Origin of the sequence: Nonomuraea sp. NPDC049486 (assembly GCF_040676925.1) — a bacterium.
GTDB classification, from domain to species: domain Bacteria; phylum Actinomycetota; class Actinomycetes; order Streptosporangiales; family Streptosporangiaceae; genus Nonomuraea; species Nonomuraea ferruginea.
In genome coordinates this window covers 192,868-218,326 of record NZ_JBFAPV010000007.1, presented here as the reverse complement: position 1 = coordinate 218,326, position 25,459 = coordinate 192,868, and the positions used below count along the sequence as shown (strand labels likewise).

Genomic DNA, 25,459 nt, shown 5'->3' with positions numbered 1-25,459 from the left:
GAAGGGCTTCACCATGAACGGCTACTCGTCGGCCAGGCAGTAGACCGCGTAAGCGGCGCCGAGCACCGGCAGGGCGACGTTGCGCACGCGGATGCCGCCGGAGGTCATGCCCTTCTCGGTGCCCCTGTGCGCGTGGCCGTGCAGGATCAGGTCGGCACCCGCCGTGTCGACCGCCTCGGCGAGCAGGTAACTGCCCAGGAACGGGTAGATCTCCAGCGGCTCGCCCTCCAGCGTCTCCTTGATCGGAGAGTAGTGCGACAGCACCACCCGGCGGTCGGCGTCGATCTCCTTCAGCGCGTGCTGCCAGGACTCGGCGATCAGCCGGGTGTGGCGGACGAAGTTCTTGGTCTCGCGCTCGCCGAACTCGCTCGCGCACTTGCCCGCGAACCCGCCGCCGAAGCCCTTGCCGCCGACCACGCCGAGCCGCGTGCCGTCGCACTCGATGACCGCGCTGTCGTCGTTCAGCACGATGACGCCGGCGTCGCGCAGCTCACTGGCGATCTCGTGCTGCATGTCGGAGTGGTAGTCGTGGTTGCCGAGCACGGCCACGACCGGGATCGGCAGGTCGCGCAGCTCGTCGGCCACCACCCTGCCCTCCTCCAGCGTGCCGTGCCGGGTCAGGTCGCCGGCCACCATGAGGATGTCGGCGCGGTCCCCGATGCCGTCCAGGCTCTTGCGGTACTGGCCGCGCACGTCCTCACCCAGGTGGATGTCTCCCACGGCCGCGATGCGCAGTTCAGTCAAGATGCTCTACCTCCCCTGGCCTGCCGACCTCGACGACGTTGATCTCGTTGTGCACGTGAAGGTCGGGAGCGGCCTCCCTGGCCACCTCGCCGAGCCGTTCACGTTGCTCGGCCCCGCTCACCTGGCCGCGCAGGAAAAGCTGATCGCCTCTCACGTCGACACGGATGCCGAGCTCATGCGTGCGGCGGTCCTCAGCCAGCGCCGCCTGGACGCGGGCCGCGACGTACTGCGGAGCTTCCATCGCTTCCCTCCCTATACTCCCTGCCGCGCATGCCCGGCAAAGAACCGCTCAAACAGTGCGAAGGAGGTTGATGACGGCTCGTTCCACCTTGCCGTGCGTGGCCAGCTTCCCCGGGTCCACGCCGGCTCCCAGCTCGGTCAGCGCGTGACCGATCGTCTTGTCCGCCTCGTACGCGCTGATCACCCGCGGATCCACGTACGATGCCCGCGCCACGGCGGGGGTGTTGCCGAGATACTCGGCGACCTCCCGCATGACCCGGGTGACGGCCCGCTTCCTGGCCGTGTCGCTCTCGGCCATGCGGGAGACGGCCAGCCCGACGGCGGCCAGCACCGTGGCGTGCCAGGTGCGGAAGTCCTTGGCGGTGAACTCGCCGATGGTCTCGCGCAGGTAGTCGTTGATGTCCTCGCTGCGCACGTCCACCCAGCCGTTCTCGCCCCGGTAGCGGAGCAGCTCCCCCTCGGCGCTCAGGGACTTCAGCGACCGGACCACCCGGCAGGCGCCGGGGTCGGCCACCCGGATCTCACGCGGCACGTCGCCCTTGGCCGGGTACGAGCAGGTGATCGTGTTGCGCGAGCAGACGACGTGCTCCATCCGGAGCGTGGCCAGGCCGTAGGAGTCGTAGCTCTCGCCGCCGACGCGGAAGAAGCCGATGTCGAGCAGCCGCGCGGCGGCGGCCAGCACCCGTTCCTTGGTCAGCCCGCGGCCCCTGAGCTGCTCGTCGACGCTCTTCCTGAAGGCGGGCAGCCGGTCGGCCAGCTCCAGCACCCGGTCGAACTTGGCCTCGTCCTGCTGCTGCCGCCACAGGTCGTGGTAGCGGTACTGGCGGCGCCCGGCCGCGTCGGTGCCGACCGCCTGCAGGTGCCCGTGGGGCGAGGCGCAGATCCACACGTCGGTCCAGGCCGGCGGGATCGTCAGCGCCCTGATCCTGGCCAGCGTCGCATGGTCGCGGACGGTCTCGCCGCCGGGTCCGTGATAGCTGAACCCGCGGCCTCGACGGCGCCGGGTGATCCCCGGTTCGTTCTGGTCGCTGGGATGCAGCTCGGGCACGTCTGCCGCGCTACCCGGCGTGTTAGGCGGCAAACGGCTCGGGCAGGTGAAGCTACATGAGCGACAACAAGGATTGGGTCGAGACAAGGGACAAGAAGGGCCATGCGATGGTCCCCGCCACGCCGCGGGACGTGGTCCACATCAGGGTGGGCTCGTTCATCCTGGTGTTCCTGTTCGCGATGTGCGTGCTCAGCCTCATCGCGAAGGCCTGGGTCATGACCGGGATCACCGTCGTCCTGGCGATTCTCACGGTGATCAACATCTGGCGGGCCGTACGCAAGCAGAAGGACAGTGACGTCGGAGAGGTCGGCTGACTCGCCCATGGCTCCCCACATCCTCCAGGACAGGGTGGTCGTCGTCACGGGCGCGAGCGGCGGGGTAGGCAGGGCGGTGGTGCGCGAGCTCGGCGCGAAGGGCGCCAAGGTGGCGCTCATCGCCCGGGGCACCACGGGCCTCGGCGCGGCGGCGGTCGACGTCGGCGCGGCCGGCGGCGTCGGCCAGGTCTACGAGGCGGACGTCGCCGACTACGAGCAGGTCAGGAAGGCCGCCGAGCGGATCGAGGCCGAGCTGGGCCCCATCGACGTGTGGATCAACTCGGCGTTCTCCTCGGTGTTCGCCCGGTTCGCCGACATCTCCCCCGAGGAGTACGAGCGCGCGACCGCGGTCACCTACCTGGGCTACGTCTGGGGCACCAAGGTCGCCCTGGACCTGATGCGCCAGCGCAACCGGGGCACGATCGTGCAGACGGGCTCGGCCCTGGCGCACCGGGCCGTCCCCCTGCAGTCGGCGTACTGCGGCGCCAAGCACGCCATCAGGGGCTTCACCGAGTCCCTGCGCACCGAGCTGCTCGCGGAAGGGAGCGATGTCCGGGTCACGATGGTCCAGCTCCCGGCGGTGAACACGCCGCAGTTCGACTGGGTGCTGTCCAAGCTGCGCCGCCATCCCCAGCCGGTGCCCCCGATCTACCAGCCCGAGGTGGCCGCCCGGGGCGTCGTGTACGCGGCCGCGCACCCGGAACGCAAGGAGTACTGGGTCGGCGGCACCACCGCGGCCGCCCTCCTGGCCCAGCGCGCCGCCCCCGCGCTGGTGGACCGCTACCTGGCCAGGACCGGCGTCCAGGCGCAGCAGACCGACGGGCAGCCCCCGAACGGCGCCGCGAACCTGTGGGAGCCGGCCGACGAGCATCAGGACCACGGCGCGCACGGCGGCTTCGACGACCGCGGCCACCACCGCAGCCCGCAGCTCTGGCTCTCCCAGCACCGCCGGTCCGTCATGCTCACCCTGGCGGCCGCGGCGGCGGCGGGCGCGGCGGCCCTGATGCGGAAATCCCGCTGAGCGGTCCCTTCTCGGCCGTTCCGGATGGGCCGGAACAAGCGGCCCAGCCGGGAATCGCGACACGATTCGCCCGATCCCCCACGGGTAGGCGCCCGGAAACGATCGGAGGGAATCATGGCTGAACGAGATCTGCGGTTTCTCGGAGAGCTGGCCGCGCAGCTCCGCGTCGACTCGGTGAGAGCCTCCGCCGAGGCGGGCTCCGGCCACCCCACGTCGTCGATGTCCGCCGCCGATCTGATGGCGGTGCTCTTCGCCCACTATCTGCGTTACGACTTCGAGGACCCGGGCAACCCGGCGAACGACCACCTCATCTTCTCCAAGGGCCACGCGTCGCCCCTGCTGTACTCACTGTTCAAGGCGGCCGGCGCGGTCACCGACAGGGAACTGCTCAGGTTCAGGAAGCGCGGCAGCCGGATGGAGGGCCATCCGACGCCCAGGCTGCCCTGGGTCGACGTCGCCACCGGCTCGCTCGGCCAGGGGCTGCCTGTCGGGGTCGGCGTGGCGATGGCCGGTCGGCTGGAGCGCATGCCGTACCGCGTGTGGGTGTTGTGCGGCGACAGCGAGCTGGCCGAAGGCTCCATCTGGGAGGCGGCCGAGCAGGCCGGCGACACGGGGCTGGACAACCTGACCCTGGTCGTGGACGTCAACCGCCTGGGCCAGCGCGGCCCCACCCGCCACGGCTGGGACACCGGGGCGTACGCGCGCAGGTTCGGCGCGTTCGGCTGGCACACGATCGAGGTCGACGGGCACGACCCCGGCGCGATCGACGACGCGTTCCAGGAGGCGCACGGCGTCCGCGGGCGGCCCACCGCCATCCTGGCCAGGACCCGCAAGGGCGAGGGCGTGCGGGCGGTGGCCGACCGCGAGGGCGCGCACGGCAAGCCGCTGAAGGAGCCGGAGCCCGCCGTCGCGGAGCTCGGCGGCGAACGCGACCTGCGGGTGGAGGTCCGGTCTCCGGACCGCGCGGGCGAGCCGTACCGGTTCGAGGGCGGCGAGCTGGTGCTGCCCGAGTACAAGGTCGGCGACCAGGTGGCGACCAGGAGCGCGTTCGGGGAGGCCCTGGCCGCGCTGGGCGCCGCCCGCGGCGACGTGGTGGCGCTCGACGGCGAGGTGGCCGACTCGACCAAGACCGAGGAGTTCGGCCGGGCGTTCCCCGAGCGGTTCTTCGAGATGTACATCGCCGAGCAGCAGCTCGTCGCCGCCGCCATGGGCCTGGCCGTGCGCGGCTGGGTCCCGTACGCGGCCACCTTCGCCGCCTTCCTCACCAGGGCGTACGACTTCATCCGGATGGCGGGCGTGAGCCGGTCGCCGATCCGGCTGGTCGGCTCGCACGCCGGGGTGTCGATCGGCGAGGACGGCCCGTCCCAGATGGGGCTGGAGGACCTGGCCATGATGCGGGCCGTGTACGACAGCACCGTGCTCTACCCGTGCGACGCCAACCAGGCCGCGGCCCTGACCGTGGAGATGGCGGACCTGACCGGGGTGTCCTACCTGCGCACCACGCGCGGCGCGACGCCGGTCATCCACCAGCAGGGCGAGCGTTTCCCCATCGGCGGCTCGTGCGTGCTGCGCCGTTCGCCGTCGGACCGGGCCACGATCGTGGCCGCCGGGATCACCGTGCACGAGGCGCTGGCCGCCGCCGAGACGCTGGCCGCCGAGGGCATCCAGGTCGGCGTGGTGGACATGTACTCGATCAAGCCGATCGACACGGCGGTGCTGGTCGAGGCGGCGACCACGACCGGCAACCTCATCACGGTGGAGGACCACCGGCCGGAGGGCGGTCTGGGCGACGCCGTGCTGGACGCGGTGTCCGAGCTGGGGCCGCGGGTGGTGAAGCTGGCCGTGCACGGCATGCCCGGCTCGGCCACGCCCGGGGAGCAGCTCGCCGACGCGCGCATCGACCGCCACGCCATCGTCGCGGCGGTCAACAGACTGGTGTGAGCACCGGCCGGCCGCCGTCTCCCGGTGACCGGCATCACGACACGTACGGGCCGGCCGCCTTCTCCGGCGGCCGGCCCGTACCGCCGCGGCGAGCGCGGATCAGCCGCGGGCCTTCGCGGTCGCTTTCCTGTTCGCCTTCTTGATGGCGTCCACGAGCTCCTGCTTGCTCATCTTCGAACGGCCGCTGATGTCCAGGTCGGCGGCCACGCCGCGCAGGTGCTCCTTGCTGGCGTTGGCGTCGACGCCCTCGGCCGTGCGTCCAGAACGGTCCGTCGCGCCCTTGTCCGACGGCCCCTTCTTCGACTTGGGCTCCCAGTGGTCTCCCACCTTCTCGAAGGAGTGCTTCAGCGCGGCGAAGGCCGTCATGTGGGCGCGCCTGCCCTCGCCGTACGTCTCGACGGCCGAGTCGTGCGCCTTCATCCACGTGTCCTGCGCCTTCTTCGGGGAGCGGCGGATGGTGGACGGGAGTTCCTCTCTGGCCGGCATGTCCGGCTCACCTCCTAGAGCGGCGGCTCGTCGTAGTGTCGACGCTCCTCGTACACGGTCGTCCTGCGCGCCTCGGGCTCCTCGTAGATCTCGTGCCGGTGGACCGGCTCCTCGATCGGGCCGACCGCCCTGCGCGTGACGTTGATCCGGTAGAGGGCGAACAGCAATCCGACCAGTCCGCCGAGCATGATGATCACGCCGACGACGTTGATGTCCACACCGGCGAGATCGAATTCGACGGCCCACGTGAGGATCGCACCGAGCATGATGAGGATGATGCTTCCGGCGATGGTCATTTGATTTACCTCCTTGACACGAGGAACCTCTATCCACATGAAGAAAAACAAACCAATCGTGTTAATCGGGCTGATGGGCAGCGGTAAGAGCACGACAGGTCGCCTCGTCGCCGAGGCTCTCGGCCTTCCGTTCAGCGACAGCGACTCCTTTCTGCGGTCGAGATACGGAGGCCCGTCCGCGGAGATCGCCGCCCGCGAGGGAGCCGACGTGCTGCACGAGCGGGAGGCCGAGCACCTGATCGAGGAGCTCGCCGGCGAGCCCAAGGTGATCGCCGCGGCGGCCAGCACGCTCGACGACGAGCGGGCCCGCGAGGCGATGCGCGCCGCCACGGTGATCTGGCTGGACGCCGACGACGAGGTGCTCACCCAGCGGATGCGCACCAGCGACCACCGGCCCGAATTCGCCCCGGCCGCCCTGCGCGCCCGGCGCGAGCCGTACTTCCGTGAAGTTGCGGACCTGAAGTACGACGTGGGCGTGCTCAAACCGGAGGAGGTGCTGGCGGCCGTGCTGCGCGATTCGGGTTTGCCCGCGCCCGGCCGGGACTGATAACCAGGGGCGATGTTCTCCGACAAACCCGTGCTGACCGGCGAGCGGGTGACGCTGCGGCCGGTGGGGGCCGAGCACGCCGACGGCCTGTTCGCGCTGGTCTCCGATCCCGAGGTGCGGCGGCTGACCGGCTCCCACGCCGCCTTCGAGCTGGAGGCGTGCCGGCGCTGGTGCGCCACGCGGGCCGGCCAGGCGGATCGCCTCGACCTGGCCATCGAGGCCGGCGGCGACTACGTGGGCGAGGTCGTGCTCAACGAACTCGACGAGCCCAACCTGTCGTGCAACCTGCGCATCGCGCTCATCGGCGACCGGGCCTTCGGCAGGGGCTACGGCACCGAGGCCATCACGCTCGCCCTCGGCCACGCCTTCCGCACCACGCCGCTGCACCGGGTGGGCCTGGAGGTGTTCGCGTTCAACGACCGGGCCCGCCACGTCTACGAGAAGCTCGGCTTCGTGGAGGAGGGCCGGCTCCGCGACGCGCTGCGCTGGGACGGCGAGTGGTACGACTCCCTCGTCATGTCCGTGCTGCGGCCCGATTGGCAAGCAAGATCCGGATTGCTGTAATAATGATCTTTACCCACGGGCTCCCCGAGGCGCGCGGGGGGCCTGTGGCGTTCTGGGAGCCCTGCGCAACAAATTCTCGTCGTGGTGCGTCTAAGCCTTTCGATGATGCGCTCGGTGCCTGGTGATCCCGAGAGGCTCGGCGGCTACTGGCTGGCGGGGCGGCTCGGCGCGGGCCGCCACGGCGTGGTCTACGACGCCTACGACGACGAGGGGCGCAGGTTCGCGGTCAGGGTGCCGCGCGGTCCCCTCCCCCGCGTCCGGCCGGTGACCCACCCGCATCTCGCGAGCGTCCTCGAAGTCCGGTCCGGCGGCACGCCCGCCTACGTGGTGAGCGAGTTCGCGAGCGGGCCGTCCCTGCGGGAGGCGATCTCCCTGCACGGCCCGTACGCGGGTGAGGAGCTGGTCGCGCTGGCCACGGCGGTGGCGTCCGCGCTCGCCTGTCTCCACGGCGCCGGGCTCGCCCACGGCGACCTGCGGCCGGGCAAGGTGCTGCTCACCGGCGACGGCCCGAAGGTGATCTGCCCCGGCGTGCCCGGCTCGATCGGCGGCACCCGCACCTACCTCGCCCCCGAGGTCGTCACGGGGCAGCCGGGCGGCGCGGCGGGCGACGTGTTCGCCTGGGGCGCGCTGGTGCTGTTCGCGGCCACGGGCGACGACCCGTTCCGCGGCGGCTCCATGGGCGAGGTCATGCACCGGCTGCTGTCCTGCGACCCCGACCTGACGGCGCTCCCGCCGCGGCTGCGCGACCGGGTGGCGCGCGCCCTGTCCAAGGACCCGTCGTCCCGGCCCTCAGCCGACGCCCTGCCGCTCCCGACGTCGGCCCGGGTGCCGTCCCTGCCGGGGCCGCCCGCGCTGGGCGAGGTGGCCGAGGAGCTGTACGCGTCCTTGACCGCCGTCGAGCGGGACCGGCTGAGGGACCTCCTGGTCGAGCTGGCCCCCGGCACGCCACCGGCCGCCGCTCCCGCGCTCGACGAGCCCGTCCTGTCCCGGCTGCTGGAGTCGGGGCTGCTGGTCCGGCCCAGCGTCGCCGTCCCGCCCGCCCGCACCGACGCCGGCACCCTGGTGGCCGTCACCGGCGACCGCCTCGTGCCCGCCACCGCCGCGCTCTTCCACGCCTGGCCGCGCCTGCGCGGCTGGCTCGACCGGCCGCGCGAGGAGACCCGCTCGTGGGCGCTGGCCTGCCTGCCGTCGTCCCGGCCCAGACGGCTCGGGCTCCTGTCGCCCGCGCTGGCGCTGGTCGCCGCCGTCGCCCTGGCCGTCAGCGTGGCCACCGTCGTCAAGGACGCCCGCCGCACGCTCGAATGGCTCGGCGACGCCACCTCCGGAGTCGCCCCTCTTCTCCCCGTCCCCGCACCGGAACCACCACCGAGCCGCCGCTGACGGGTCGCCCCCTCAGATCCCGACGATTGGCATACGGGCGCGCGCCGAAATAGGTTTTCATGCGTGCCCGAACTCAATCCGATGACAGACCTGGTGACCTTCGGCGAGACGATGGCCCTGTTCGCGGCCCGCCGCACCGGCCCGCTGCGCTTCGCCCGCGACTTCGACCTGGGGCTCGGCGGCGCCGAGTCCAACGTGGCGATCGGCGTCGCCCGGCTGGGCCGCACGGCCTGCTGGGCGGGCCGGGTGGGCGCCGACGACTTCGGCGACCTGATCCGCTCGGCCCTCGCGGGCGAGGGCGTGGACGTGCGTGCCGTCCCCGACCTGGAGGCGCCGACGGGCCTGATGATCAAGGGCCGCCGCACGGCCGACCACATCGACGTCCGCTACTACCGCGCGGGCAGCGCCGGCTCGCGCATCCGTCCGGAGGACCTGGACCCGGACCTGATCAGGGGCGCGCGCGTGCTGCACGTCACCGCGATCACCCCGGCCCTGTCGGAGTCCGCCCGCGCGACCGTACGGCACGCCGTCGAGGTGGCGCGGAGCGCGGGAGTCCCGGTGTCCCTGGACGTCAACTACCGCAAGGCCCTGTGGTCCCCGGCGGAGGCGGGCGCCTGGCTGCGCGAGGTGATCGGCCAGGTGGACATGCTGTTCGCCACGGAGGAAGAGGCCCGACTGCTCCTCCCGGACACCTTCGCGACCCCGCCGCACGAGGACGCGGAAGGAGCCGTCCCGGAGGGGCCGGTCGCGGTGGCGGAGGCGCTGGCCGCGCTGGGCCCGCGCCACGTGCTGGTCAAGCTGGGCTCGCGGGGGGCTGTCGAACTGTCCGACGGCGTCGCGTACCGGGCGCCCGCCTACCAGGTCACCGAGGTGGACCCGGTGGGCGCGGGCGACGCGTTCGCCGCCGGATGGCTGGCCGACTGGCTGGAGGGCGCCGAGCCCGAGCACCGGCTGCGCACCGCCTGCGCCGCGGGGGCGTTCGCGGTCACCTCCCAGGGCGACTGGGAGAGCCTCCCCCGCCGCGCCGACCTGGCGCTCCTCGACCGCACCACCGACGGAGTCAGCCGCTAGGCGAGCGCGGGCGCCCGCACCGCGTCAGGCGGCTGAGCCGAAGTCGCGTACGAGGGCGACCGCCCTGCGCCAGCGCCGGAGCTCGGACTCCGGCGACGGCCGGGGGGTGAACTCGCGGGCCACCCGCCAGGCCCGGGCGAGCTCGTCCGGGCCGGCCCACACCCCGGTGGCCAGACCGGCGAGGAAGGCGGCACCGAGCCCGGTCGTCTCGGTCCCGGCCGGCCGGACGACGGGCCGGCCGAGCCGGTCGGCCTGGATCTGGCAGAGCAGGTCGTTGGCCGCGGCGCCGCCGTCGACGGCCAGCCGGGTGATGTCCACCCCGGAGGCGTCCACCACGTCGCGGATCTGGAACGCGATCCCGTCCAGCACCGCGCGGGCGACGTGCGCGGCGGTGGTGCCGCGGCTGACACCGAGGAGCGCTCCCCTGGCGTACGGGTCCCAGTGCGGGGTGCCGAGGCCGGTGAGCGCCGGTACGAAGACGGCGCCGCCGGAGTCGGGCACCGAGGCGGCCAGCCGTTCGCTGTCGGCCGTGGCGCCGAGCAGCCCCAGCCCGTCGCGCAGCCACTGCACGGCGGCCCCGGTGACGAACACCGACCCTTCCAACGCGTACTGGACGGGCCCGTCGCCGAGCCGCCAGGCGACGGTGGAGAGCAGCCCGGAGTCCGGGGACGCGGGCTGGTCGCCGGTGTTGACCAGGAGGAAGCTGCCCGTCCCGTACGTGCATTTGGAGGCGCCCGCGGTGAAGCCGGCCTGCCCGAAGAGCGCGGCCTGCTGGTCGCCCGCGACGCCCGCGATGGGCAGGCGTAGCCCGAGGAAGGCCTCCGGCGACGTCTCGCCGAGCACCGCGCTGGAGGGCACCAGCTCGGGCAGCGCGGCGGCCGGAACCCCGAACAGGTCGGCCATCTCCGCGGACCAGGTGGCGGCGGCCAGGTCGAGCAGCAGCGTGCGGGAGGCGTTGGACACGTCGGTGACGTGCAGCCGTCCGCCGGTGAGCCGGGCCAGCAGGTACGAGTCGACGGTGCCGATCGCCAGCCTGCCGGACCGGACGCCCTCCCAGGTGGCGGGGTCGTGGCGGCGCAGCCAGGTGAGCTTCGTGGCGGAGAAGTACGGGTCCAGGCGGAGCCCGGTGACCTTCCGGACCCGGTCCTCGGCGCCGGACTCGCGCAGTTCCTCGCAGACGGCGGCGGAGCGGCGGTCCTGCCAGACGATCGCGCGCCGGGCCGGGCGGAGCGTGTCGCGGTCCCAGATGACGACGGTCTCCCGCTGATTGGTCAGCCCCAGGCACGACACCGGGACCGCCGCCGCGTCCACCGCCTGGCGGCAGGCGTCCAGCACGGCGGCCCAGATGTCGTCCGGATCGTGCTCCACCTCCCCCGGCCTGGGAAAGTGCTGCGGGAACTCGCGGCTCCCCCTGGCCAGCACCCGCCCCTCGTCGTCGACGACGAGCGCGGTGACGCCGGTGGTCCCGGCGTCCACGGCGAGGACGGTCATGAGGCCTCCAGGGACAGGTCGAGGACGAGAAGGCCGGCGCGGCCACGCGAGGTCACGCGGCCTCCCGCAGGCGGGCCAGCAGGGGGACGAGGTCGGCGTCGTGGTCGACGGCGAGGGCCTCCTCGGTCATGCGCGCGGCGGCGACGTACCGTCCGACCTGGTCGGCTTCCCAGGCGGCGTCGCGGCCGAGCGCGGTGGCGAGCAGCGCGGCGACGTGCGGGGCCGCGGCGGCGCCGCCGTCGCGCGCCTCCAGCCCGGCCCGGCTGCGCCGGCGCAGCACGTCGTCCACGCCGAGCGCGCCCTCGTGCGCCGCCATGAACAGCACCTCGGCGCCCAGCAGCGACGGCGCCCCGGGGAGCGGCTCCAGCGGTCCACCCGGGAGGGAGCCCGGCGTCCCGCCGCCGAGCGGGCCGGAGCCCAGGGTGAGCACCTCGCGGTAGTCGGATCCGTACCGCAGAGCCAGCCGCTCCACCACCGAGACGGGCACCCCGGCGGCGACGGCGGCGGCGTCGCGGCGGGCCCAGGCCTGGGCGAAGCCGCTGGCGCCGGCCAGCGGGAGGGTGGCCGTCGAGGAGCGGCGCGCGCCGAGCCCGCGGACGGCGGCCGAGACCGCGTCGCGCGCCATCACCCGGTACGTGGTCAGCTTCCCGCCCGCCACGACGAAGCAGCCGGGCGCCACCTCCCGCACCACGTGCTCGCGGGACACCGCCTGGGTGTCGCCGGAGCCGGCGTCGACCAGCGGCCGCAGCCCGGCGTACACGCCGACCACGTCGTCACCGGTGAGCGGCTCGCGCAGCCACCGGTTGGCCTGGTCGAGCAGGTAGCGCACGTCGGAGCCGGTCGGCAGCACCGGCCCAGGCCCGATCTCCCACGGCGTGTCCGTGGTCCCGACGAGCACCACGTCCCCCGCGGGGATCACGAACAGCACCGAACTCGCCGTCCGCGCGATGAGCGCCGACGACATGGGCAGCCGCGACTTGGGCACCACCAGGTGCACCCCCTTGGAGGCCCGCGTCCGTACGGGGGAGACGCCCAGCATCCGCTGGGTGAGCTCCGACCACGGCCCGGTGGCGAGCACCACGCGCCGCGCCCGGATCGCGAACCGCTCGCCGCTGAGCACGTCCTCACAGGTGGCGACCGTGTGGCCGGGCCGGGTGGCGAGGCCGGTGACCCGCACGCGGGTGAGCACGGTGGCGCCCTCGCGCACGGCGGTGCGGGCCAGCGTGACCACCAGCCGGGCGTCGTCCACCTGACCGTCGTCGTAGGCGAGGGCGCCGACCGCGGCGTCGGGCCGCAGCGACGGCGCGGCGCGCAGGAGCGCCCGCCGGCTGAGGTGGCGGTGCCGCCGGAAGCCGTGCCGGTCGCCGATCCCGGCGAGCCCGTCGTAGAGGGCGAGCCCGGCGCCCACGTAGCCGCGCTCCCACATCCGGTGGGTGAGCGGATACAGGAAGGACAGCCGCCGCACGAGGTGCGGGGCCAGGTCGTGCAGGAGGCCGCGCTCGTGCAGCGCCTCGCGCACCAGCCCGAACCTGAGCTGCTCCAGATAGCGCACGCCGCCGTGCAGCAGCCTGCTGGACTTGCCCGACGTGCCCGACGCCAGGTCGCCGGCCTCGACGAGGGCCACGGTGAGCCCTCGGGAGGCCGCGTCCAGCGCGGCTCCGGCGCCGGTCGCGCCACCGCCGACGACCAGCACGTCGAGCAGGTTCTCCGACACCTCGTGCAGCAGGGCGTCGCGCTGTCCCATGACCGTTGCCATCCTCATCCTCACCAGCGCCTGTAGACCTCTTCGGCCCAGCCGTACAGATCGGAGATCTCCACGATCTCCCCGTCGTCCGCGACGACCGTGCCCCGGTAGTGACCGAACGCCTGGGCCTCGCGGGTGCGCATGTAGAGCGCCCGCCGCACGTCGGCCTCGCGTACGTGCTCGGGGACGAACTCCAGGTCCACCCGGTCGCCGGTGATCCGCCAGGGCGCGTTCCAGTCGCTCGTGTCGTAGTACCAGACCAGCTCCTCGCTGATCTTGTGGACGCGGCCGTCGAGGATCAGCGCGTTCTCCACGCTGCCGGTGCCGTCGGTCCACTTGCCGCCGATCTGGATAGCCACGTCGCGGCCGCCGGGGCGGCCCGCGGCCGCGCCCCAGTTCCACAGGACCTCCCCCGGCCAGCGGCCGCGGCCGAGGTCGAGCGTGGCCAGCGCGTCCTCGGTGGCGAACTCGTACGTCCTGCCGTTGACGCGGACGGTGCCCTCGGCGGGCCGGCCGACGTCCTTGACCGTGTACTGGAAGCGGCGGGCGCTCCACGGCACCACAAGCGACAGGCTCTCCCTGCCCGGAACCCGGTGCACCAGGATCTCCGCGTCCAGCTCGGCCGACCTCAGCCGGAGCCGGGTGCCGGCCGCGGTCTCGTCGACGCTGATCCGGACGGGACCGGCGCCGATGCGCACGCTGCCCTCGCCGCTGCGCGCGGAGAACGAGACGCCTCTGGCGGGCACGAGCAGGCCCCTGCTCGTCACCTGCTCGCCGGTGCGCCGGTCCAGGAAGAACGCCGCCTCGCCGGCCAGGTAGTCGAGGCTGCTCGCGCTGAAGGCGAACACCTGCTCCGGGCTGGTCACGCACCAGTAGTCCCAGCGCATGGTGCGGCCCCAGCCGCGGATGTTGGCGCGGTGCAGCGGGGTGCGGCTCCACCCGACGGCGGCCGGGTTGAGCCGTCCGCTCGGCAGGCACAGGTCGACCCTGCTGGTGATCTCGCGCTCGGCGACCGCGCGCGGGCTCGTCTTCATCGTGCTCTCCGTCATCGCCCCAGCCCCACGCTGAGGTACTTGTACTCCAGGTAGTCGGCCACCCCGTGGTGGCCGCCCTCGCGGCCGTAGCCGCTGCTCTTCACCCCGCCGAACGGCGCCTGTGGCGGCGCCAGCGGGCCGCCGTTCACGGTGACCATCCCGAACTGGAGCTCCTCCGCGATCCGGATGGTCCTGTTCAGGTCGTTCGTCCACACATAAGCGGTCAGTCCGTACGGGGTCGCGTTCGCGCGGGCGACGACCGTGTCGCAGTCGTCGAACTCCAGCACCGGGGCGACCGGCCCGAAGGTCTCCTCGCGGCAGATCAGCATGTCGTCGGTGACCCCGGACAGCACCGTGGCCGGGTAGGACGTGCCCGGCCCGCCGGAGGCCCGGCCGCCGGTCAGCGCCGTGGCGCCGCGGGCCAGCGCGTCCTCGACGTGCCTGGTCACCTTGGCCACGGCCCGCTCGTCGATGAGCGGCCCCAGCTCGGCCGCCTCGGCCCGGCGGACCAGCTCGGCGGTGAAGGCGGCGGCCAGCGAGGAGTGCACGTAGATCCGGTTGGGCGCGGTGCAGGCCTGGCCGGCGTTGAGGAACTTGCTGCGGGCCACGGCCCGGGCGGCGGCGACCGGGTCGGCGTCGGGGAAGACCAGCACCGGCGCGTGCCCGCCCAGCTCGACGCTGAGCCGCTTCACGTCCTGGGCGCTCTGCCTGATCAGCTCCCTGCCGACCTCCGTGGAGCCGGTGAACGACACCTTGCGCACCCGCGGGTCGGCCATGACGACCGCGCCGAACTCCGCCGGGCGGGACGTGGTGACCAGGTTGAACACGCCGGCCGGCAGCCCGGCGGCGACGAACGCCTCGGCGACCGCGATGGCCGACAGCGGGGTCAGCTCGGCCGGCTTGAGCACCACCGTGCAGCCGGCGGCCAGCGCCGGGCCCAGTTTGCGGGTGATCATGGAGACCGGGAAGTTCCACGGCGTGATGCCCGCCACCACGCCCACCGGTTCGGGCAGCAGCCAGATGCGGTTGTCGGCGTGCGCGCCCGGCACGGTCTCACCGTAGAGGCGGCGGGTCTCCTCTGCCGCCCACAGCAGGTGGTCGGCCCCCGACAGCACCTCGCCGGTCGCCTCGGCGAGCGGCTTGCCCTGCTCGGCCGTCATGATCGCGCCGATCGTCTCCGCTCTGGCCGCCAGCTCCCGTGCGGCGGCCCGCATGAGGTCGGCCCGCTCGTGCGCGGGCATGGCACGCCAGGCCGGGAACGCCTCGGCGGCGGCGTCGACCGCCCGCGCCGTCAGCTCGGGGCCGCAGTCGGCGACCTCGCCCAGCGGCTGCCCGGTGGCGGGCGCGTAGACGGTGAACGTGCCGTCCGCCTCCCGCCACTCGGCCCCGATGAGTGCCCTTCCCGTGTCAGCCATCTGTCTCCCGCAATCCGTCGATCAGCGCTTTCATGGCGGCCATCTCGTGCGCGTGCTGCAACTCGCTGGCCAGGGTGATGTCGCCGGCCACCAGGGCGTTCCTGATGGCGACGTGTTCGGTGTGCGATTCGGGCAGCCGCCAGGGCACCAGGCGGAAGCCGCGCTGGGCGGTCTCCGTCCGGGCCCACAGGCTCTGCAGCATGCGGTGGGTGAGCCTGCTGCTCTCGGTGTCGCACAGCAGGGAGTGGAAGCGCCGGTTGAGCCGGGCGAACGCGGCCACGTCCAGCTTCGCGACGGCGACCTCGCACTCGGCGAGGACCGCGTCCACCTCGGCCAGCCGGTCGCCGGCCAGCGGCCGGCCGTCCAGCTTCAGGGCCAGCGAGGTCAGCGCGGCCCGCACGCTGTAGAGCTCGCGGACGTTCTCGACGGTGTACGCGGCCACCACGGCCCCGACGTGCGGGCGCTCGACCAGCCACTCCTCCGAGCAGAGCTGCTTGATGGCCTCGCGCACCGGCGTCTCGCTGATGCCCACGGCCTCGGCGACCATCCGGGTGGTGATCTTCATCCCGGGTGGCGCCTCTCCTGACATGATCAGATTCTTGATGTGGTCCGCTGCCAGATCCGCCTTGGTGCGGAAGGGGGAACGCGATTCGGCCATGGTTGGGGGAGCCCTTCAGACCCGCTGGACAGTGAGCGGCTCGATCGCCGCGTGGTCCAGCTCTACACCGAGTCCCGGTCCTTCCGGAACGCCTACGAGCCCGGAGGAGTCCGGCAGCAGCGGTTTCGTCAGCATCGCGTGGAACACCTCCGGGACGATCACCGGCGGGTCGTACGGGTACTCCAGCCAGTCGCAGTTCGGCAGCGACGCGCAGAGCTGCAGGTTTCCCGCGACGCCGAGGCCGGTGGCCCAGGCGTGCGGGATCACCTTGCGCTGCCGGGCCGCGGCCATGGCGCCGAAGTCGCGCAGCGCGCCGATCTCCTCGCTCTCGTTGGCGTCCGGCTGGAAGATGTCGAAGCACCCGTCCTCCAGCATCCGCACGAGCTGGCCGATGCCGCGGTTGTGCTCGCAGCCGGCGATCGGGATCGGCGCGGCCGCGGTCAGCTCGCACAGCGCGCGGTAGTCGTGCCGGGGCATCGGCTCCTCCAGCCAGGCCACGCCGAGATCGGCCAGCTCCCTGGCGGTGGTCAGGGCGCGGTCGTAGTCCCAGATCAACCGGCTGCCGTCGGGCGCGTACCGCCAGCGGGCGGCGGCCTGGTTGGCGTCCACCATGATCGCGACGTCCGGTCCGACGGCCTCGCGCACGGCGGCCACCTGGGCGACGTCCTCGGCGATCGTCGCGGCGTGGACCCGCAGCTTGATGCCCCGGAACCCCTCCTCGACGACCTTCAGACTGTCCTCCACCCGCTGCTCCGGGCTGCGGACCTCGCCGAAGCTCGCATAGGCGCGAACCGCTCCCGAGTGCCCGCCCCACAGCTTGTACAGCGGCTGACCGCAGGCCTTGCCCACCGCGTCCCACACCGCGACCCCGACGACCCAGGGCCGGGGGAAGACGTACTCGGCCACGTACCGCAGCCGGTTGGCGACGTGCGTGGTGTCGAACACGTCCAGGCCCACGAGCTGCGGGCGGATCCAGCCGCGGATCGCCTCCAGCAGCATCGGACCGGTGCCGTGCCCCATGTCGCCGCCCGACACGCCGACGATGCCCTCGTCGGTCTCGACCTCGACGATGACCGCCGACATCGCCCGGTGGGCGCCCTCCGGAGCCCACGACGGCACGAAAGGCCGCGGATAGGGCAGCTCGATGACCCTGGCCCGCACGTCTGTGATCTTCATCGGCCCATCACCCCTTGGTCGCGCCGTCCGCGAGGCCCTTGATCAGGTACTTCTGCACGAGCAGCGCGAAGACCACCACGGGCAGCACGGTCAGCACCCCGACCGCGGCCAGCGGCCCCCACATGCCGCCCTTCTCGGTGTCGGCCGCCATGCCGGCGATCGCCACCGGGATGGTGACCGCCTTGTCATTGGTGAGGATGAGCGCGAACAGCAGCTCCTCCCAGGCCAGGATGATGCAGAAGATCAGCGTCGAGACCAGCCCGGTCAGGCTCGTCGGCACGATGATCCGGAAGAACGCGCCGAAGCGGGTGCACCCGTCGATCATCGCGGCCTCCTCCAGTTCCTTCGGCAGGCCGCGGAAGAACGCCCGCATCAGCCAGACCACGTACGGCACGAGGAAGGTCACGTACGCGAGGATCACCGTGATGTACTGGTCGGTCAGCCCGAGCTTCCTGGCCACCAGGAACAGCGGGACGACCAGCGCGATCGGCGGCACCGCGCGGGAGGCCAGGATGAGCCCGCCCACGACGCCCGCGCCGCGCATGCGCATCCGCGACAGCGCGTAGCCCGCCATGGATCCGGCGACCATGGAGATGACCGACGCGCCCACCGCCACGATGACCGTGTTGACCATCCGGGGCATGATGCGCGCCTGGTGGAAGTAGCTGACGTAGTTGTCGAGCGTGAACTCGCTCAGCCACCTCGGCGGCACCGTGAAGATGTCCTTGGGCAGCTTGAAGGAGATGCTGACCATGTAGAGGACGGGAAACAGGAAGAGCAGCGTGACCAGGATCGCCCCGGTGATGGCCGCGTACCTCCTCACCATCGGTTCTCCAGACGCCGGGTCACGTTGAACAGGACATAGGTGATGATCATCGTCAGGACCAGCACGATCGTGGCCATCGAGGAGGCCGTGCCGAACTCCAGGCTCCGGAACCCCTTCTCGTAGATGTAGAGGTTGACCACGTTGGTCGCGTTGCCGGGCCCGCCCTTGGTGGCGGCCAGCGCGATGTCGAACATCTTGACCGCGCCCAGCCAGCGCACCACGAACGCGGCGGCCATCACCGGCACCAGCAGCGGCAGCGTGATGTGCCGCAGCGTGGCCCACCGGCCCGCGCCGTCGGACTTGGCCGCCTCGTACACGTCACCCGGCAGCGCCATGATCCCGGCCGCGGCGATGAGCACCACGAACGGCGTCCAGCGCCACGTGTCGATGATGATCAGGCTCGCCATGGCCAGCGTCGGGTCGCCGATCCACTCGACCGGGCCGATCCCGACCAGGCCGAGCGCGTAGTTGACGACGCCCCAGAGAGGGTCGAGCAGCATCCGCCAGACGCCGCCCGCGACCACCGGCGCCACCACCATCGGGATGAGGAACAGCGCGCGCAGCACGCCCCGCCCCCGCCAGGCGACGTTGAGCAGGAACGCGATGGCGAACCCGAGCACCATCTGCAGCGGCAGCGCGATCACCAGGTAGACCGCGGTGACCCGGAGCGACTCCAGGAAACCGGGGTCGTTCAGCACGGCCTCGTAGTTGCGCCAGCCGACCCACCCGGCGGGCTGGAAGGTGGCGAGGTCGAAGTCGGACAGGCTCACCCAGAGGGTGTAGAAGATCGGGTAGAGCAGCATGCCCGCGAGCAGGATCAGAGCGGGTGCCAGGAAGAGCCAGGCGGTGCCCGGCTCTCCCAGGCGAACGCGTCTCACTGCCCGTAGCCCTTGGACTTCAGCAGTGCCGTGATCTCACTGGCGGCCGCCTCGATCGCCTGCTGGGCGGTCGACTGGCCGGACACGGCCTGGCTGGTGTGCAGTGCCAGGATCTGCTGGACGGCGTCGGACTCGGGCAGCCTCGGACGCCACATCTCGCCCTTGGTGACGACCTCGTAGCCCTCCTTGAGCGCCTTGTAGACCGGCTCGGCCCAGTCGGCCGGCGGCTCGCCGTCGAGCGTGGAGACCCGCGCGGGGAACGTGCCGAACTCCTTGGCGGTGAACTGCTCGCCCTGCTTGGAGGTGACCCACTGCAGCCACGTCCAGGCGGCGGCCGGGTGCTGGGACTTCTTGGAGATGCCCGCCGTCCAGATGCCGCGGTGCGCGCCCGGCGCGGCGGTCCCGGCGGGCAGCGTGGTGATGCCGACCTCGTCGGGGGTCAGGGTGGTGGTCTCCTTGTCCACGGCCGTGCCCTTGAAGACGCTGCCCCACATGAACATGGTGGCCGCCTTGCCCTGGCGGAACGCCTCCAGCGGCTCGTTGAACTGGTAGGTGCTCGCCCCGGGAGGCGCGTACTTGAGCAGGTCAACCTGCGTCTGCAGAGCCTTGACCCCCGCCTCGTTGTCGAACGCGACCCGCATGTTCTCGTCGAGCAGCTGACCGCCGTCGGAGTCGAGCACGGTCTGCCACACCGTGGGGGTCAGCGGGTCCTTGGTGAAGTACGTGGCCGCCGCCCACGAGTCGGTCTGGCCGTCGCCGTCGGTGTCCTGGACGAGCTTCTCGGCGTCCTTGAAGTACTGCTCCCAGGTGGTCTCGGCGGTCGGCTCGGCGACCCCGGCCTTCTTGTAGAGCGTCTTGTTGTAGAACATCAGCAGCAGGTTGGAGCGGACCGGCACCGCGTACTGCTTGCCCTCCCACTCCCCCGCCGCCAGCGGCGCCGGGTGGATGTCGTCCCAGTCGTACCCGGGATCGTTCCACTGCGCCAGCTCGGTGCCCTTGAGGTCGTGCAGGGCGCCGGTCTTGGCGAGCTGCGGCAGCCAGTTGTCGTCGGCGAGCACCGCGTCGTAGGTGGCGTTCGCGCCGGTCAGCTCCAGCATCGTCTTGGCGAGCTGGTCGTTGTACGGGACGCCGTCGATCGTGACCTTGATGTTCGGGTACTTCTTGTTGAACTCGGGCACGAGGCCGTCCTGCCACTGCTTGGCGAACGCGTCGTTGGCGATGACGCGGATCGACACCGGGTTCTCCGCGGTGCCGAGACCGCCGCCGTCGGCCGGGACTTCCTCCGCCGACGAACCGCAGGCCGCGACGGCCAGGCCGAGCACGGCCGTGGCCGCGACGAGCCGAATGCTTCTCAACACTTCTCCTTGGGGGAAAGGGGGTTCAGGCGACCGGATCGATCGCGAGCTTCACGACGTCCCTGCCGTCGAGGGCGTAGCCGCCGCCGAGTGCTTCCAGTGCCTCGCGGACTCTGGCCAGCGGCACGCGGTGGCTCACCACGCGCTCGTACGGCCTGCCGCCGCGCTCCAGGAGCGTCAGCGCCTGGTGGTAGCGGCGCTGCATGTCGGGACCGGCGCCGTACACGCCGGCGATCGTGATGTCCCGCCTCAGCAGGTCGCTGTAGGGGTTGAAGGGGATGGCGCCGCGGTCGGTGAAGTTGCCGAGCTCGGCCAGCACACCGCCGTCGGCGACGAGGCCGAGCGCCTCGGCGAACGACTCGGGCGAGCCGGCCGTGCCGATGACGGCGTCGGCGCCCTGGCGTCCGAGCGCGTCGAAGACCGCCCGCCTGCGCTCCTCCGGGCTCTGGCCGAGGCCGACCACCGCGTCGGCGCCCAGTCCTGCGGCCAGGTCCAGCCGGGCGCGGGGCCCGCCGACGGCGACCACGCGGGCGGCGCCGGCGGCGCGGGCGGCGGCCACGGCCATCAGACCGATCGCGCCGACGCCCTGGACCACGACGGTGGAGCCGATCCGGATCGCGGAGCGCTCCACGCCGTGCAGGGCCACGGACATGGGCTCCTGCAGCACGGCGACCTCGGCGGGCAGGTCGGTCCGGTAGAACACCGTGCCCGCGTTCGAGGCGTACAGATGGGTGGCGAAGCCGCCGGTCAGGTGCGGGGGACGGTCGGCGGGCGAGGCGAACCCGTACGAGGGACGGCGGTCCGGGCAGTTGGCCGGCCTGTGCCGCACCTGGCATTCGAAGCACCGGCCGCAGCTCAGCGACGGGAAGACGCCGACCTGGTCGCCGACGGCCACCGGCCTGCCCGCGTGGTCCGTCTCGACGCCTTCGCCGAGGGCGGCCAGCCGGCCGACGATCTCGTGCCCGAGCAGAGCGGGGAAGCGCACGCTGGCCAGCCTGCCGCGGTAGATGTGCGCGTCGGTGCCGCACATCCCGCAGAGCTCGACCTGGAGCACGAACTCTCCCGGGCCGGGCCGCGGCAGGGCGTACTCGCGCACCTCCACTGGTCCAGTGACGTCGGTGACGATCGCCGCACGTGCCAGCCCGTCCATCCACGTCCTCCACATTCTACTTTCTATAGAATATGGAGGAGGTTAGTTTGTCCGGTTTTGGCAGGTCAAATGCCGTTACCGGATTGTTTCCTTGCCACTAGGCTGGAACGCATGGCTGAGATCGCGCTTGCCGACGGCGTGTGGACCTTCGACGGCGAGACGCTGCGGATCGTGCCGGGCAGCGGGCGCGACGTGCACGAGATCCGCAAGGCGCTCGGAGAGCTGGTCATCCCGCTGGAGGCGATCGCGGGGGCCACGTTCGAGCCCGCGCGCAAGGGCGGCCATCTCAGGCTGCGGCTGCGCAAGGGGGCCGACCCGCTGACCGACGCGGTGGCGGGCTCGCTCACCGCGCCCGCCGACCCGTACCGATTGCAGATCCCGAAGGACCGCACCGGCGCGGCCGAGTACTTCGCCGACGAGATCCGCGACAGCCTCGCGGTGTGGCAGACGGCGGCGGGGCCGTGCGAGGACTTCGTGCTGCCCGGCCCGGAGGTGCCGATCACGGCGACCGCGGGCGACGGCACGGTGAGCTTCGACGGCGAGCGCGTGCGCGTCGAGTGGACCGGTTTCGCCTCGACGGCCAAGGACGAGGCGGGCCCGCAGGAGTTCGCGGTGGCCGACCTGACCGGCGTGGAGTGGAAGCCGCAGAGCGGCATGGGCTACGGCGTCCTGCGTTTCCACCCTAAGGACGAGGGCCCGCTCAAGCCGCCGCAGAAGGACCCGCGCTGCCTGTCGTGGGGGGTGCAGCGGTTCGGCGGGACGACCTGCCTGGTCGCGGCGGCCGTCCTGGCCCGCATCCCGCGCGGGCCCGCCGAGCTGCCCCCGCCGCCGAGCACGACGGCGGAGACGCAGACGATCCTGGGCCAGTTGTCCGAGCTCGGCGAGCTGCACCGCCAAGGCGTGCTGACGGACGAGGAGTTCAGTGCGGCGAAGCAGGCCCTGCTCCGCCGCCTGGGGTGACTTCCGGGACTGTCCGGGACTACTGCTCGGCGCGCGCGGCGCGCTCGTTCGGCACGCAGTGCGTCATCTTCAGGCCCTGCACGTCGCGCGGCCCGTTCCTGCCGAGGTTCGCCATGCGCTCCCGCTCCTCCTTGGTGAGGTCCTGGGTCGCGAGCGGCTCCAGGTGCGCCACGTCGTCGGGCGTGATGCCGAGCCCTTCGCCGACGCGCAGTCCAAGCTCGTCCTCGGCCATGAGGAAGTGCCAGACCATGCGCTCGGCGATGCGCCGGTCGCACTGCCTGAGGTTCGCCGTGAAGTTGGCCACCAGGTCGTCGCGTTCCCATTCCTCCATGAGCAGGTAACGCTGCCCCGCCTGGGCGTAGTCGTTGGTCCTCGGGATGCGCTTGCGGGTCAGCCGCCCGGAGATGACCGGCCCCTCCTCGTCCACGGTCGGGTACTCGGCCTCGCGCAGCCCGTCGATCAGCGACGGCTCGTAGTTGATGTGCGGCGACTCGCTGGCGGTGTCGACGAAGTACGTCATCTGACCGTCGCGCTGGTTCGTCCGGATCTCCGCGTTCTTCGCCTGGTTGACCGGGAGCTGCAGGTAGTTCGGGCCGACCCGGTAGCGCTGGGTGTCGCTGTACGAGAACGTCCGGCCGACGAGCATCTTGTCGTCGGAGAAGTCCAGGCCGTCGACCAGCACGCCGGTGCCGAAGGAGATCTGCTCGTTCTCGGCGAAGTTGTTCGACACGTTGCGGTTGAGCACCAGCCGCCCGACCGGCCTGGCCGGGAACTCGTTCTCCGGCCACACCTTGGTGTCGTCGAGCGGGTCGAAGTCGAGCTCGGGGTGCTCGTCGTCGCTCATCATCTGCACGAGCAGCTCCCACTCGGGGTAGTCGCCCCGGTCGATCGCCTCGTGCAGGTCACGGGTCGCGTGCCCCAGGTCCTGGGCCTGGACGACGGCGGCGTCCAGCTCGGTCATGCTGCGCACGCCCTGCTTGGGCATCCAGTGGTACTTGACCAGCACGGTCTCGCCCTGCTGGTTGACCCACTTGTAGGTGTTGACGCCGAACCCCTGCATGTGGCGGTAGTCGGACGGGATGCCGCGCGGGCTGAACAGGTTGACCAGCATGTGCAGGCACTCGGGCGTCTGCGACATGAAGTCGAAGATCCGGTTCGGCTCCTGCCGGAACGTCACCGGGTCGGGCTTGAGCGAGTGGATCACGTCGGGGAACTTGATCGCGTCCCGGATGAAGAACACGGCCAGGTTGTTGCCGACCAGGTCCCAGTTGCCGTCCTCGGTGTAGAACTTGACCGCGAACCCCCGAGGGTCGCGGGCCGTCTCCGCCGAGTCCCGGCCGCCGATGACCGTGGAGAACCGCAGCGCCACGTCGGTCCGCTTGCCCGCCTCCTGGAACAGCTTCGCGCGGGTGTAGCGGCTGATCGGCTCGTCGCCGATCTTCCCGTACGCTTCGAAGAAGCCGAACGCGGTCGCGCCGCGGGCGTGCACCACCCGCTCCGGGATGCGCTCCCGGTCGAAGTGGCTGATCTTCTCCAGGAACTGGTAGTTCTCCAGCGTCGCGGGGCCTCTGGCGCCGACCGTGCGCTGGTTCTGGTTGTCGTATACGGGGTGGCCTTGCCGGTTCGTCAGAATCTGCCGCTGGTCACCGGTGCCGGACCCCTGTCCGGAAACATCTGTCATGTCACCGTTCCTCTCCTCCGTTGGCCTCTTCCCCCCATGCCCTCAACCCTCGACAGCTCACAGGCAAAGACTCACTCCTGCCCTGTCGCGGGCTGAGGTGGGCGGAGGATGACTCGTCGCGGAAACCGGTCCGGACATGAAACAACCCCGATCCGGCTGAACCGAATCGGGGTTTCTTGATGGTGCGCCGCCAGGGACTCGAACCCCGGACCCGCTGATTAAGAGTCAGCTGCTCTGACCAACTGAGCTAGCGGCGCCCGCAACACGTGTAACTGTATCAGCCGCCGAACACTCCCCGCACCACGCGCGCGTCAGCCCAGACGCTCCGCCAGCCTGCCGTACGCGTCCAGCATCGTGTCCCAGAAGCGGTCCACGTCCAGGTGGGTGCCGACGAGCGCGTTGGGGTCACGGTCCGCCGGCCGGAAGTCCACGACGGTCATGCCCCGGGTGTGCTCGCCCCTGGTCTCCACGTCGACCACGGCCGGCGTCATCGTGACCAGGGCCGGGTCCAGCACGTACGCCACCGCGCACGCGTCGTGGATGGTGGGGCCGCCGTCGGCGGTGACCACGCCGTAGGAGGTGGCGGCGGGGATCAGGAACTCGGCCAGACGGCCGAGCGGCCGCATGCGGTCGAGCACCGCGGAGGTGACGATGGCGGTGAGCGTCACGTCCAGGCCCAGCATCTTCACCGTCCAGCCGGACCTGAAGACGATGGCGGCGGCCTCCGGGTCGGCGAGCATGTTGAACTCGGCGGCCGGGTTGTGGTTGCCGCGCGTGGCGGAGCCGCCCATGATGACCAGGTCGCGGGCCCACTCCACGACGCGCGGCTCCTTGCGGACGGCGAGCGCGATGTTGGCGAGCGGGCCGATCGCGACGAGGGTGACCTCGCCGGGGGCGGCGCGCAGGGTGTCGATGATGACGTCGACCGCGTGCCCGTCCGCCGCGGCGCGCACCGGTTCGGGGAGCACGGCGGCGCCGAGGCCGGTGGGTCCGTGCACGTGATCGGCGCGGACGACGGGGTGCAGGAGGGCGCCGGGGCTTCCCGGGGCGACCGGGATGTCGCCCAGGTCCAGGAACTCCCGCAGCGCCAGCGCGTTCCTGGTGGTCACGGCCAGGTCGGCGTTGCCGCCCACGGTGGTGACGGCGACGACCTCCAGACCGGGCGCGCCGGCCGCGAGGGCCAGGGCCATGGCGTCGTCGATGCCGGGATCGCAGTCAATGAGGATCTTCGTCACGGAACCGTACGATACGCAAAGATCAAAAAGTCGGAGCCGGGCGGTCTGCCGCCCGGCTCCGGTGGGTATGAGACCGGGGCCGGGCAGTTCCCCCAAATCTGCCCGACCCCGGTCCGGTGGCGGTCCGGGCCGGTCGGCTTTCCCCCAAAAGCCCCGGCGGTCCCGCGCTGCAGACGAGCGGTCCCCCTCCGCTGCCTGCTTTTC

The 25,459-nt window shown here is 72.0% G+C and carries 25 protein-coding genes and 1 tRNA gene; 8 read left to right on the top strand and 18 right to left on the bottom strand.

All coding sequences use genetic code 11. The annotated features are described in order from the left end of the window. Positions 1–21 precede the first annotated feature (21 nt). From AB0K05_RS21930 to AB0K05_RS21920, 3 genes are read right to left on the bottom strand one after another with little or no spacing between them, the layout of a single operon-like run. Positions 22–744: a metallophosphoesterase gene (locus AB0K05_RS21930; RefSeq protein ID WP_219543759.1), complete on the bottom strand. Its 723-nt coding sequence runs from the start codon at positions 742–744 to the stop codon at positions 22–24. Further along, positions 737–985, bottom strand: a complete 249-nt coding sequence (locus AB0K05_RS21925) for a BON domain-containing protein (RefSeq protein ID WP_148029583.1) — start codon at positions 983–985, stop codon at positions 737–739. The genes AB0K05_RS21930 and AB0K05_RS21925 overlap by 8 nt, the downstream gene beginning before the upstream one ends. Before the next feature lie 48 nt (positions 986–1,033). Further along, positions 1,034–2,032 (bottom strand): DNA topoisomerase IB, encoded by a 999-nt coding sequence (locus tag AB0K05_RS21920; protein ID WP_364231155.1) that lies wholly within the window; start codon positions 2,030–2,032, stop codon positions 1,034–1,036. Between the two features lie 56 nt (positions 2,033–2,088). Between AB0K05_RS21920 and AB0K05_RS21915 the strand changes: the two genes are divergently transcribed. From AB0K05_RS21915 to AB0K05_RS21905, 3 genes are all read left to right on the top strand, one after another. After that, positions 2,089–2,346: a hypothetical protein gene (locus AB0K05_RS21915; protein WP_364231153.1), complete on the top strand. Its 258-nt coding sequence runs from the start codon at positions 2,089–2,091 to the stop codon at positions 2,344–2,346. A gap of 7 nt (positions 2,347–2,353) precedes the next feature. Further along, positions 2,354–3,367: an SDR family oxidoreductase gene (locus AB0K05_RS21910; RefSeq protein ID WP_364231152.1), complete on the top strand. Its 1,014-nt coding sequence runs from the start codon at positions 2,354–2,356 to the stop codon at positions 3,365–3,367. 114 nt (positions 3,368–3,481) lie between these two features. Then, entirely contained in the window at positions 3,482–5,308 is a 1,827-nt protein-coding gene (locus tag AB0K05_RS21905; RefSeq protein WP_364231149.1) for a transketolase, read from the top strand. A gap of 99 nt (positions 5,309–5,407) precedes the next feature. On the opposite strand, the gene AB0K05_RS21900 is transcribed toward AB0K05_RS21905, so the two are convergent. Beyond that, positions 5,408–5,794, bottom strand: coding sequence for a ChaB family protein (locus tag AB0K05_RS21900; RefSeq protein ID WP_148029579.1), 387 nt, complete (start codon positions 5,792–5,794; stop codon positions 5,408–5,410). 14 nt (positions 5,795–5,808) lie between these two features. Continuing rightward, positions 5,809–6,090: a DUF6458 family protein gene (locus AB0K05_RS21895; RefSeq protein ID WP_148029578.1), complete on the bottom strand. Its 282-nt coding sequence runs from the start codon at positions 6,088–6,090 to the stop codon at positions 5,809–5,811. Positions 6,091–6,127: 37 nt separating this feature from the next. Here AB0K05_RS21895 and AB0K05_RS21890 point away from each other — a divergent pair, with 37 nt between their 5' ends. From AB0K05_RS21890 to AB0K05_RS21875, 4 genes are all read left to right on the top strand, one after another. After that, a complete protein-coding gene (locus AB0K05_RS21890; RefSeq protein WP_261808340.1) occupies positions 6,128–6,637 on the top strand; it encodes a shikimate kinase in 510 nt (169 codons plus the stop codon). A gap of 12 nt (positions 6,638–6,649) precedes the next feature. Further along, a complete protein-coding gene (locus AB0K05_RS21885) occupies positions 6,650–7,201 on the top strand; it encodes a GNAT family protein (RefSeq protein ID WP_364231146.1) in 552 nt (183 codons plus the stop codon). A gap of 114 nt (positions 7,202–7,315) precedes the next feature. Next, the gene (locus AB0K05_RS21880; RefSeq protein WP_364231144.1) at positions 7,316–8,581 is read left to right on the top strand and encodes a serine/threonine-protein kinase; all 1,266 of its coding nucleotides are present in this window, start codon (positions 7,316–7,318) and stop codon (positions 8,579–8,581) included. Between the two features lie 63 nt (positions 8,582–8,644). Then, positions 8,645–9,652, top strand: a complete 1,008-nt coding sequence (locus tag AB0K05_RS21875; protein WP_364231142.1) for a sugar kinase — start codon at positions 8,645–8,647, stop codon at positions 9,650–9,652. Positions 9,653–9,676: 24 nt separating this feature from the next. On the opposite strand, the gene AB0K05_RS21870 is transcribed toward AB0K05_RS21875, so the two are convergent. The 10 genes from AB0K05_RS21870 to AB0K05_RS21825 are packed head-to-tail and all read right to left on the bottom strand — an operon-like array spanning position 9,677 to position 21,379. Next, positions 9,677–11,143 (bottom strand): glycerol kinase, encoded by a 1,467-nt coding sequence (locus AB0K05_RS21870; protein ID WP_364231140.1) that lies wholly within the window; start codon positions 11,141–11,143, stop codon positions 9,677–9,679. Positions 11,144–11,195: 52 nt separating this feature from the next. Continuing rightward, positions 11,196–12,887, bottom strand: coding sequence for a glycerol-3-phosphate dehydrogenase/oxidase (locus tag AB0K05_RS21865; protein ID WP_364231138.1), 1,692 nt, complete (start codon positions 12,885–12,887; stop codon positions 11,196–11,198). Positions 12,888–12,907: 20 nt separating this feature from the next. Further along, entirely contained in the window at positions 12,908–13,921 is a 1,014-nt protein-coding gene (locus tag AB0K05_RS21860; protein ID WP_148029572.1) for a DUF2804 domain-containing protein, read from the bottom strand. An 11-nt stretch (positions 13,922–13,932) separates the two neighbouring features. Continuing rightward, a complete protein-coding gene (locus AB0K05_RS21855) occupies positions 13,933–15,336 on the bottom strand; it encodes an NAD-dependent succinate-semialdehyde dehydrogenase (protein ID WP_364231134.1) in 1,404 nt (467 codons plus the stop codon). Beyond that, positions 15,329–15,994 (bottom strand): GntR family transcriptional regulator, encoded by a 666-nt coding sequence (locus AB0K05_RS21850; protein ID WP_148029570.1) that lies wholly within the window; start codon positions 15,992–15,994, stop codon positions 15,329–15,331. The genes AB0K05_RS21855 and AB0K05_RS21850 overlap by 8 nt, the downstream gene beginning before the upstream one ends. Positions 15,995–16,009: 15 nt before the next feature. After that, positions 16,010–17,170, bottom strand: a complete 1,161-nt coding sequence (locus AB0K05_RS21845) for a mandelate racemase/muconate lactonizing enzyme family protein (protein ID WP_364231130.1) — start codon at positions 17,168–17,170, stop codon at positions 16,010–16,012. A gap of 7 nt (positions 17,171–17,177) precedes the next feature. Further along, on the bottom strand, positions 17,178–17,996 hold the full coding sequence (locus AB0K05_RS21840) for a carbohydrate ABC transporter permease (RefSeq protein ID WP_148029568.1): 819 nt from the start codon (positions 17,994–17,996) through the stop codon (positions 17,178–17,180). Next, entirely contained in the window at positions 17,990–18,874 is an 885-nt protein-coding gene (locus AB0K05_RS21835; protein WP_364231128.1) for a sugar ABC transporter permease, read from the bottom strand. Before AB0K05_RS21835 ends, AB0K05_RS21840 begins: the two co-directional genes overlap by 7 nt. Then, positions 18,871–20,232 carry a sugar ABC transporter substrate-binding protein gene (locus AB0K05_RS21830; protein ID WP_364231126.1) on the bottom strand — a complete coding sequence of 454 codons (1,362 nt, stop codon included), beginning with the start codon at positions 20,230–20,232 and terminating at the stop codon, positions 18,871–18,873. The genes AB0K05_RS21835 and AB0K05_RS21830 overlap by 4 nt, the downstream gene beginning before the upstream one ends. Before the next feature lie 22 nt (positions 20,233–20,254). Then, the gene (locus AB0K05_RS21825; RefSeq protein WP_364231123.1) at positions 20,255–21,379 is read right to left on the bottom strand and encodes a zinc-binding dehydrogenase; all 1,125 of its coding nucleotides are present in this window, start codon (positions 21,377–21,379) and stop codon (positions 20,255–20,257) included. 111 nt (positions 21,380–21,490) lie between these two features. Between AB0K05_RS21825 and AB0K05_RS21820 the strand changes: the two genes are divergently transcribed. Beyond that, the gene (locus AB0K05_RS21820) at positions 21,491–22,339 is read left to right on the top strand and encodes a DUF4429 domain-containing protein (RefSeq protein WP_364231121.1); all 849 of its coding nucleotides are present in this window, start codon (positions 21,491–21,493) and stop codon (positions 22,337–22,339) included. A gap of 19 nt (positions 22,340–22,358) precedes the next feature. On the opposite strand, the gene AB0K05_RS21815 is transcribed toward AB0K05_RS21820, so the two are convergent. From AB0K05_RS21815 to AB0K05_RS21805, 3 genes are all read right to left on the bottom strand, one after another. Beyond that, positions 22,359–24,020, bottom strand: coding sequence for a catalase (locus AB0K05_RS21815; protein WP_364231118.1), 1,662 nt, complete (start codon positions 24,018–24,020; stop codon positions 22,359–22,361). A gap of 180 nt (positions 24,021–24,200) precedes the next feature. Beyond that, positions 24,201–24,277 (bottom strand) — tRNA-Lys (locus AB0K05_RS21810). A gap of 54 nt (positions 24,278–24,331) precedes the next feature. After that, positions 24,332–25,255 (bottom strand): nucleoside hydrolase, encoded by a 924-nt coding sequence (locus AB0K05_RS21805; protein WP_364231115.1) that lies wholly within the window; start codon positions 25,253–25,255, stop codon positions 24,332–24,334. Between the last annotated feature and the right edge of the window lie 204 nt (positions 25,256–25,459).